Source organism: Hymenobacter agri, from assembly GCF_054778495.1.
Genome location: NZ_BAAGZM010000525.1, coordinates 1 through 3026, shown reverse-complemented (window position 1 = coordinate 3026; position 3026 = coordinate 1). Strand labels below are relative to the sequence as shown.

At 64.9% G+C, this 3026-nt stretch carries 4 protein-coding genes; 1 reads left to right on the top strand and 3 read right to left on the bottom strand.

Features of this window, described 5'->3' with window-relative positions; translation table 11 throughout:
• On the bottom strand, positions 1-379 hold a 379-nt coding region (locus tag ACYVDE_RS18780; RefSeq protein WP_460503078.1), incomplete at its 3' end, for a hypothetical protein.
• A gap of 78 nt (positions 380-457) precedes the next feature.
• Complete coding sequence (locus ACYVDE_RS18775; RefSeq protein WP_460503077.1) at positions 458-1429, bottom strand: YihY/virulence factor BrkB family protein; 972 nt, start codon at positions 1427-1429, stop codon at positions 458-460.
• 159 nt (positions 1430-1588) lie between these two features.
• Between ACYVDE_RS18775 and ACYVDE_RS18770 the strand changes: the two genes are divergently transcribed.
• Positions 1589-2410 carry a hypothetical protein gene (locus ACYVDE_RS18770; RefSeq protein WP_460503076.1) on the top strand — a complete coding sequence of 274 codons (822 nt, stop codon included), beginning with the start codon at positions 1589-1591 and terminating at the stop codon, positions 2408-2410.
• Positions 2411-2457: 47 nt separating this feature from the next.
• Here the strand turns inward: ACYVDE_RS18770 and ACYVDE_RS18765 are convergent.
• Positions 2458-3026, bottom strand: a 569-nt coding sequence (locus ACYVDE_RS18765; protein ID WP_460503075.1) for a DUF3891 family protein, incomplete at its 5' end; no start/stop codon positions are given.

Here is a 3026-nt window from a genome sequence, read left to right as displayed (position 1 = left end):
CCGGCGGTGGCGGTGGCGGCGGGGCAGTGGCCAGCTCACGCTGGCGCTGCTCGATAACGTCGTGTACGGCGGCAAACTCTTCCGGCAGGTACGGGCGCGTTAGCTGGCGGCCGTTGCGCAGCGTGGTTTTCAGCGTAATGGCGCTGTCGGGCGTGAGGCTGCGCACGAAGCGGGCCGCCTGAAAATCATCGGCCGCGTAGTTGGGAAACAGGCCGAAGCGGGCCTTTTCGGCCGCGTCGATTTCCGGCCCCACGGCCGGGTGCACCACCAGTACCCGCTCGGTGGGCGGGGGTGGGGCGGTTTGAGCGTGGGTGAGCGCCGGGGCCAGTAGCAATAAGGCCCCAAAGCCGGCGCTGGCAGCGCGTAGCGGAGTGAGCATAAACAAATTGGAAAGGTAAATTTTCCAAAGATGCACCCACGGCGCGTCATTCGCACTGTCCGGCCTGGCGGCCGGCGGCTATTTGCGCCAGCGGCCCGTGGCGTGGGGCCGGCCGGTGGCCTTTTCCTCGTCCGACTCACCCGGCGGAATCTCGCACCAATGCACCCGCACGGCGTGGGCCTTGGGGTGCACGCGCTGGCCAAAGGCATCGGCAAATTCTTGGGTAAACTCGGCCCCGAAAAAGATGATGAGCGACGAGTAGTTCACCCACAGCAGCAGCACAATGGCCGAGCCCGCCGCCCCAAAGGCCGAGCCGGGGTCGGCCTTGGCAATGTATAAGGCAATGAGGTATTTGCCCAGCATGAACAGCAGCGCCGTGATGAAGGCGCCAATGCCCACGTCGCGCCAGCGGATGATGGCATCGGGCAGGAAGCGGTAGATGAGCGCGAACAGCAGCGTGGTGACGGCCAGCGACAGGCAGAAATCGACCACCTTGATGGCGATGATGCCCACTTCCGGAATCTGGCGCTGCAGCCAGGCGGTGAAGGCCGCAAGCATGGCGCTGATGACGAAGGAAATGAGCAGCAGCAGCGCCACGCTCAGAATCAGCCCGAACGAAAGCAGACGCTGCTTCACGTAGTCGCGCACACCGATGCCGGTGGTTTTCACCTTCAGGTTCCAGATGTCGTTGATGCTTTCCTGGAGCGTGACGAAGAAGGTGGTGGCGGCAAACAGCAGCGTGGCCACGCCAATGGTGGTGGCCACCGGCCCGCGCTGCTGCAGGGTGAACTTGGCAATGCTGTCTTGCAGGAACTTAGCCGAATCGGGCCCGACCAGGCCCTTGAGCTGCCCGTACACCTGCCCGTTGACGGCCTCGCTGCCATACACGGTGCTGGCCATCGTAATGACGATGAGCAGCAGCGGCGGCAGCGAGAAAATGGTGTAGTAGGAAAGGGCCGCCGCGTGGCGGAAGGAGTTGTTTTCGCTGAACTCGGCCGCCGACGACTTGAGGACGGCCAGAACATCGGAAAATTTGTATTGCGTAGCCATGCAGAGCTGGAAAGGCAGTTCCCAACCAGCGGGAACTCGCCCTGCTTACGCAAGGCGCGGGGCGGCGTTGGCCCCGGCGGCCGGTCTTTCGCCGTAGTGCTGAGCTTTCGGGAAGCCCGTTGGCCGTACCCGGCGCCGGGTTTTTCGTAAGTTCGGGCCATGACTCACTGTGCTCGCGTTGCCCGTTCCTTTTCGTTGCTGCTGTTGCTGGCCGGCCTGCTGGCGGCCCCGGCCCACGCCCAGAAAAAGCCCAAGCTTGCCAAAGGCGCTTACCCCGCCGCCGAAGGATTCGACGCGGCCGGCTCCGACGCCCGCGCCGTGGCCCTGGCCGACCGCGTGATGCGCGAGATGGGCGGCTACGAGGCCTGGCAAAACGCCCACTACTTCGCCTGGAGCTTCTTCGGTGGCCAGTACCAGGTGTGGGACAAGTACACCGGCGACTTCCACTGGGAGAAAGACACGCTGGTGGCCAACTACAACCTGAACACCAAACAAGGCCGGGTGTACAGCCGCGGGCAGGACATCTCGGCCACGCCCGCCGGCCAGAAGGTGCTCGACCGCATGTACCCCACTTGGGTGAACAACATGTACTGGCTGCTCATGCCCTTCAAGCTGAAGGATTCGGGCGTGACGCTCGCCTATAAGGGCGAAACCAAAACCCAGGCCGGCGCCCCCGCCGACCTGCTGCAGCTCACCTTCAAAAATGTGGGCGTGACGCCCCAGAACCGCTACGAAATCCTGGTGAGCCGCGCCACCGGCCTCGTCGACGAATGGGCCTACTTCGCCAAGGCCGACGACGCCCAGCCCGCTTTCCGCCGCCGCTGGGCCGACTACACCCGCCACGGCCAGCTGCTGCTCGCCGCTGACCGCAGCGATGCCCTCACCGCCAAGCCCGCCCGGCTCGATAATATTTTTCAGGGCCCCACGGTGCCCGCCGGCACCATGACGAGTGCCGTGCCGGTAGCCAAGCTGAAGGAATAACGCATCTGTCATCCTGCGCGCAGCGAAGGATGACAGCCATTTTCCGACTACTCCCGCCGCAGCACCCACCGCCGCGTTTCGACCGGCGCGGCGCGTAGGGCGGCGGCCAGCTCGGCATCATCTTTAAACTGCAGCTGCGTAAGCAGGCTGGCTTCCACGCTCACCTCCACTTCGGCTTCGCGAAACGGCCAGGGTTTCACTACCACGGGCGCGCCTTCGCCGCCGGGCTGGGCCAGCGTGTGCATGGTGCCATCGGGGCCGCGGTAGATTTCCACGGCCCGGCCCATCTCCGGAATTTCGTGGCGGCAGAGGATGAGCGACAGCCGGTCGCACCAGTGCAACAGGGCGTAGGCCTGGTCGGCTTGCTGTTTGGTGAGCTTCAGCGCGCGGCGCCACTGCTGCTGCCCGGTACGCAGCTCATCCAGAAAATGGTCAATTTCCTTCTTTCGACCTCGTAAGCCTTCGTACAGGCAGCTTAGGTGCAGGCTGGTGAGCAGGCTGCGCCAGCGCCCCTGGAAGCGTGCGGCGGCCAGCACCCCGGCGGCCTGCTCCAGCGAAAATTCCTTCTGGGTGAAGTTGGCCGGGGCGCCGGCGGGCGTGAGGCCGTAGTGGCCGC

Excerpts from the sequence above, each read along its gene's own strand:
- ACYVDE_RS18775 (WP_460503077.1), bottom strand. The coding sequence starts at position 1,429 with ATGGCTACGCAATACAAATTTTCCGATGTTCTGGCCGTCCTCAAGTCG.
- ACYVDE_RS18770 (WP_460503076.1), top strand. The coding sequence starts at position 1,589 with ATGACTCACTGTGCTCGCGTTGCCCGTTCCTTTTCGTTGCTGCTGTTG.